Annotated in this window: 5 protein-coding genes; 3 read left to right on the top strand and 2 right to left on the bottom strand. The window is 34.3% G+C overall.

The genetic code is table 11. The features are described from left to right. Positions 1-321: 321 nt before the first annotated feature. Positions 322-519, top strand: coding sequence for a hypothetical protein (locus IJQ68_RS00445; RefSeq protein WP_292795517.1), 198 nt, complete (start codon positions 322-324; stop codon positions 517-519). 159 nt (positions 520-678) lie between these two features. Beyond that, complete coding sequence (locus tag IJQ68_RS00440; RefSeq protein ID WP_292795514.1) at positions 679-2,811, top strand: right-handed parallel beta-helix repeat-containing protein; 2,133 nt, start codon at positions 679-681, stop codon at positions 2,809-2,811. 58 nt (positions 2,812-2,869) lie between these two features. Here the strand turns inward: IJQ68_RS00440 and IJQ68_RS00435 are convergent, their stop codons facing one another. Continuing rightward, entirely contained in the window at positions 2,870-3,505 is a 636-nt protein-coding gene (locus IJQ68_RS00435; RefSeq protein WP_292795511.1) for a hypothetical protein, read from the bottom strand. Positions 3,506-3,960: 455 nt separating this feature from the next. After that, complete coding sequence (locus tag IJQ68_RS00430; RefSeq protein WP_292795508.1) at positions 3,961-4,539, bottom strand: hypothetical protein; 579 nt, start codon at positions 4,537-4,539, stop codon at positions 3,961-3,963. Between the two features lie 353 nt (positions 4,540-4,892). On the opposite strand from IJQ68_RS00430, the gene IJQ68_RS00425 reads away from it, so the two are divergent. After that, positions 4,893-6,386, top strand: coding sequence for a DUF2779 domain-containing protein (locus IJQ68_RS00425; RefSeq protein WP_292795506.1), 1,494 nt, complete (start codon positions 4,893-4,895; stop codon positions 6,384-6,386). The last annotated feature ends 129 nt before the right edge of the window (positions 6,387-6,515 follow it).

Here is a 6,515-nt window from a genome sequence, read left to right as displayed (position 1 = left end):
TATTGTTGGATTCCATGACTCCTGAAGAGATTTCTGAAAAATTCAGTATTCCATTAAAAGACATTAAATAATTGATTGTTCGGATGATTCTTATAATCATCTTAACAATAATATTTTTTTAAAATACTCACCATTTAATACTGTCTATCATCATAAATATTCATTATATGGGAACTTTTAAATGAATTCAAGGTTATGTAATTATATTATGGATTAATCAGTGATGAGAATCGTATCCGGTTGCAGGCTACAATGTGGTTGAACATTGACTAATATGTAAAAGACAGTGAGAAAAGAAAAGATTTGATGGAGATGATTAAAGTGGAAGAATCTCAGGATGAGGAATTTTTCAAATGGCAAGATGAATATGGAGAATTTAGAGAAAATAAAGGAAGAGAAGAAGGAATAGAAGAAGGAAGAGAAGAAGAAAGGAATAAATTCATTGGAATATTGTTGGATTCCATGACTCCTGAAGAGATTTCTGAAAAATTCAGTATTCCATTAAAAGACATTAAATAATTGATTGTTCGGATGATTCTTATAATCATCTTAACAATAATATTTTTTTAAATTATCACCATTAAAGACTGTGCTTTTTTGATAATGATTTCATAAAATCATCATGTTTTTATACCTTTTTAGATATAGTTTTAATCATATTTAAGGAGGTTTTATCAAATGAGAAAGATAATTGTGCTGATGTGTCTGGCGGCATTCATATTCACACTTTCCTGTGTTTCAGCTGCAGACCAGACAATTGGCGGAAGTGCTGATAACGGAACTTTTACAGAGCTCCAGCAAAAAGTTGACCTGGCAGATAATGCATCAACACTAATTCTTGAAAAGGACTATGCATATAATTATTCTGAGGACACTTACATTTCAGTCAACAAAAATATCACGATTGACGGGGCGGGCCACACCCTTGATGCTTGCGGATTTAAGATTTTGTCTGTAAAATCAGATAATGTGGTTTTAAAAAACATTACTTTTATTAATGCGGATTACTGGGGAAGTGCAGTATCCGTTTATGGAAACAATGTGAAAATTTACGACTGCATTTTCAAAGACAACCGGAATTCATTTGAAACTTATAGCGAAGGCGGAGCACTTTTTATAAACGGCAGCAATACGCTCATATCCAACTGTATTTTCGAGCACAACCGTATTGGTGGATTGGTTAATCTCTATGGTGGTGCTGTGGGCATTTGCGGAAACGGCACTGTGATATCAGGATGTTATTTTGAGGATAATTTCGTAAGCGGCGAATATTCCTGCGGAGGAGGTGCCCTTTACTGTGACGGCGATTTGGATATAGTCAATTCAACATTCCTCTCAAATGGAGTTTCATGTTACGGCTCTTCCGGCGGTGCCATATATTCTAAAGGTAATCTCAGCATTACAGATTCCGTTTTCAAAGACAATGATTTATCCGGTGTTAATGTTTATGGCGGAGCTGTTTATGGCGAAAGCGTGGATGTCAGCAATTCCGTTTTTGACTCCAACAGCATTGCAGGTTTTACAAGCTGGGAGTCATCCTCCTCAGCTATGGGCGGTGCAATCATAGCCAGCGAAGTAAATGTTCACGGTTCAAATTTCACAAACAATCGCGCTTCATGTTATGATGAATACGCCTCTTCCAAGGGAGGAGCCATTTATTCTTTCGGAATCTTAAACGCTGATGATTCAATTTTTGAAAACAACTCAGCCGATAAGGGCGAAGCATTGTGGGCATATAAGGTATATTCCGATTTGGACAACTGCACTTTTACAGATAACGATTATGCTCTTGTAAAGGCATACATCTATTCCTGGGGATTGGATAAATATTACGGCGGATCTGAGAAATTGGAGATTCGTGTCATAGAAGACGATAAAATCCGGGCCAATGCAACGGTTAATATAAGTATAAACGGAAAGAATTATACAAGAACCACTGATGAGGAAGGCATTGCCTCAATAGCCATCAATTTGAAGGCCGGTCAGTATAATGTAACCGCCTCATACGCCGATGCTGTGACAAGAACTGTGGTAACCGTATGGTCTACAGTAGATGGTGATAACATTACAAAAACGTTCAGAAACGCAACCCAGTATCAGGCCGCTTTCAGGGATTCTAATGGTTATCGCCTGAAAAATAATACTGAGGTTGAATTCAACATCAACGGTGTTTTCTATAAAAGACTGACCGATGAGGATGGTGTTGCCCGGTTAAATATCAATTTGGGTCCCGGTGAATATATCATAACAGCCAAAAACCCCGAATCAGGTGAATATTACTCCAATACTGTTAGGGTATTGCCGAATATTGCTGAAAATACTGATCTGGTCAAGTATTATAAAAACGATTCACAGTATGTTGTAAGGCTTCTTGATGATGAGGGCTCACCGGTCGGTGAAGGCGTAAACGTAACATTCAACATCAACGGAGTTTTCTATGAAAGAACCTCAAATGCAACAGGCCACGCTAAGCTCAACATCAACCTGTCTCCCGGCACTTATATTATCACTGCCAGCTATAATGGTCTCATGACGTCAAACACCATTACGGTATTGCCGGTTCTTGAAGCCGAGAATCTGAATATGAAATATCATGACGGATCTGTTTTTAAAGTGAAACTTCTAAATGGTCAGGGCAGGCCATATTCCGGTGAGAACGTGACATTCAATGTAAATGGAGTGTTTTATGAAAGAGCAACCGGCGAGGATGGTGTAGCCCGTTTAAACATTAATCTGATGGCCGGTGAATACATCATAACCTCAAGCTACAATGGAATGAACATTGCAAATAAAATTACAATTTCAAGTTAGGGATCAACCTCCCTACACTCTTTTTTTTAATAATCCCCGGATGAGACTCTTAAAATAATCAGTATTTGATGTAATCATCACTCAGCTTCAGCTCATCCAAATCAATTTTAAAAACTGCAGTATGACCGTTCATCATATCAAAACGGGCAACAATGTAGATGCTATCAGTGAATAGGAAATCGAACCTGTTTTCATCCAGCCTTGATCCGTAGCCGCCTCTCACTTCAATGAACTTAAAACCGGTAGTGTTTTCACAGTCTTTTATTGCTTTTTGAAATTTTTCGTTTTGAAGAAGTCTTGTATGGTCATGGGTTTCACTGAAATCCTCAAAGATTCTTGATGCATGATATTCCTGGCTGAAAAGACAGGTGTAGGTTGTAGTGAAGTATTCATGCTCCTTTTTGAAAACAAAATCAATGTTCATAAAGTCAGTTTCCTCAATTGAAACAAGCCGGCAGCCGTTTGAATTTATCAGTATCATTGACCTTAAAACCAGCTGGTCAATTGCCGATTTGTCATAAACTACCTTATTAAGAATATTTTCAAGTTTATCTGCGAATTCCTCTTCAGTAAATCTTTCGGATGAATCCTCTGGGATTTTATCATCATCTTTCAGATATCCCATATATGGAAGGTCCGGTGCGCATAAGCCGTCACCCCAGTCCGCCGGGTCTCCAGGTGTCCATTTGTCCATTTTACTGCCTCCTTTTTTTAAAATATTACAAGTTAATAATAATTTATACACAACTGTATTTATACTTGGCGGTGAAAAATTTTTTATCTCTAGGTAAAGATGTTTTTTTAAGTCACTCTATATTGAATAACGGTAAATGTGGTCCATAAGAAAGATACCAATATAATGATGAATTAGCAGTTGCCATTGAATTAAGTTAATTTTATGGAAAGTTTCTAATTTTTAATTGTAGATTACCTGCTGAAATATTCAAAACCGGAATGATGAATTTGATGTCATTGTTAAGGCAGCTATTGGAAAACATAGTGAGTGGATTCATAACCATGACATTAACAACAAAAGCAATATTATCTGAAAAAATATTAAATTTTATTAATTCCAGATAATATTTCATCAATAGTGCTATTAAAAAAGATATTATAAATAATAATGAAAGAATAGATTTTTCATCTATTCTAATCATATTTTAAAGTTATTCCATCGACTGTAATTGAATTTGGGATATTTGTATCAATTGTATCAATGAATTCTTTTATAAGATTATAATCTTCGTCATTAAAATCAGTTACTTCATTTTTTGAAATTTCAATAATACCCTGCTTACCATCAGATATAACTACTCTCCATTCATTATGTCCATATTCATCAGTTCCATCATAAACAAAAATATTATCATTTTCAGTGACTTTATAACTAGAATTACTAGAATAATAGTCTAATGCATATTCATAACTGGTCAGAGGTTTATACTGTACAAACAGTTCTGTACCATTATAAGAACAAGTGTATCCAATACTAGGATAATCAATACTTGAATCACTACTTGGAACTACTGAACCACTGAAACTTGAAGATCTTTCAAAAGTCCCCTTATCAACAGTAGCTGTAAAAAGAGCATTATTGGAATCATCACTAAATGTTACATCTTCTTTTTCTGTTTCGCCAAAACCAAACAGTTCTGCACTAACCATACTTAATGAAGAAATAGTTATCATTAATATTATGGTAAATAAAATTAATTTTTTCATATTCATTCTTTTTCCTCCAGATTATCTATTAAATCACGTGTTATATATCTGTGTGATTAAAATTCTATCAATATATATATATATATAGATTTGGTCTAAATGAAAAATTAATTTTACATGATAGGTTATCTCTACAGTAACTTCTGCAATCAACTATTTGAAAACTACTTTTAAAAACTCATGCATATAATTGGGGTTTAAGTTTAAACGAATATTTTTCTAATGAAATATTCAAAAAAGAATATGATGTAGAATATGACTTCTAATTTCAGAATATTTTTAGATAGATATTCTTCTATGAATCAGCTATTTATGAGATAGTTAATAAATTATAATTTAAATCATAAAGGGGTCATGTCATGAATAAAATTCAGTTATCAAAATCAAGCTATTGCAGCTGTGTTCAGTGTGAAAAAATCTTATGGTTAAAGAGATTTAAACCCGAATTTTCAAAATCCGAATCTAGTGAGGCCACTTTTGAAAAGGGAAGGCAAGTCGGTGAGCTTGCAAAAGGATTATTCGGCCATTACACAGATATTGCCTATAATAAAGATTTAAGTGTGCAGTTAGAACAAACTAAAGAATTATTGCAGATCAAACCAAACATAATCACTGAAGCATCATTCAGCTGGGATAACAACTTCTGCAGTGTTGATATTCTTAAAAATGATTTGGATGGGGTGGAAATTTATGAAGTTAAAAGCTCCACACAAATCAGGGACATCTACATTGATGATGCCTCATTCCAGCATTATGTCCTGTCCAATCTTGGTTTAAACGTTAAAAAGGTATGTATCGTTTATATCAACAATGAATATGTCCGTGGCAGGAAACTGGATTTAAACGGGCTCTTTAAAATTGAAGATATAACTGATTTGTCCCTGCAAAAACAGAGTGAAATAAAAGATAACATTGATTTTATCCGTGATTTTATGAAATCCCATGACAGGGAAAGAGAACCTGTTAAAGATATTGGAAAATTCTGCTTTGAGCCATATTCATGCAGTTTCTGGGATTACTGTACAAAAGACCTGCCAAGCCCAAATGTCTTTGACATCAGCAGCATGGCCATATCAAAAAAATTTGAAAAATATTGTGATGGCAAAATCTCATTTAAGGATTTGGAAAAAGAGAATTTAAATATAAAATACCTGGAGCAGATTGATTTTGAACTGAATGATAGAGAGCCGAAAATAAACAAAAATGCCATAAGAGATATTCTTGATTCACTTAAATACCCCTTATATTTCATTGATTATGAAAGCTGTCAGTATGCAGTTCCGGAATATGAAAATACAAAGCCCTATCAGCAGATTCCTTTCCAGTACTCATTGCACATTATTAAAAAACCTGATGCGCCCCTGGAACACAAGGAGTTTCTGGCAGATGTTTGGGATGTTAATATAATCCGGACATTCGCCGAAAACATGATTAAGGACATGCCTGATGACGGAAGCGTAATCGTATATAATAAAACATTTGAAGCAACCCGCAATAAGGAAATAGGACAAATGTTTCCGGATTTAAAAGCCGAAATGGAGCGGTTTAATGAAAATATGGTTGATTTGATGATACCATTTAGAAACAGGGACTATTATACCCGGGAAATGAAAGGATCATATTCAATAAAATATGTATTGCCAGCATTATATCCCGATGACCCGGAACTTGACTACAGTGAACTGTCATTAATACATAAAGGTGATGAGGCATCAAATGCATTTTTGAGCCTGAAAGATAAGACTCCTCAGGAACAGGAAAAAATAAGAAATGGACTGCTTGAATACTGTAAACTGGATACCTATGCGATGGTAAAGATATGGGAAAAATTCAAAGAAGTAACTGATGTTTGATTAAAAAGATTCTTTAAATTATATCGGTGAATATATTATCCAAAAAGTATAAACATTTTATTAACAATTTATTATTGGATATAATGATGTTACATTAGATAATTTAATAAAGGTGATAATTTATGAAAT

Origin of the sequence: Methanobrevibacter sp., from assembly GCF_017447225.1 — an archaeon.
Classification (GTDB): domain Archaea; phylum Methanobacteriota; class Methanobacteria; order Methanobacteriales; family Methanobacteriaceae; genus Methanocatella.
This window is presented reverse-complemented; position numbering and strand designations above follow the sequence as displayed.

Bases quoted from the DNA above. Each gene is read 5' to 3' on its own strand.
- IJQ68_RS00440 (WP_292795514.1), top strand. From the start codon at position 679: ATGAGAAAGATAATTGTGCTGATGTGTCTGGCGGCATTCATATTCACA.
- IJQ68_RS00435 (WP_292795511.1), bottom strand. From the start codon at position 3,505: ATGGACAAATGGACACCTGGAGACCCGGCGGACTGGGGTGACGGCTTA.
- IJQ68_RS00430 (WP_292795508.1), bottom strand. From the start codon at position 4,539: ATGAATATGAAAAAATTAATTTTATTTACCATAATATTAATGATAACT.
- IJQ68_RS00425 (WP_292795506.1), top strand. From the start codon at position 4,893: ATGAATAAAATTCAGTTATCAAAATCAAGCTATTGCAGCTGTGTTCAG.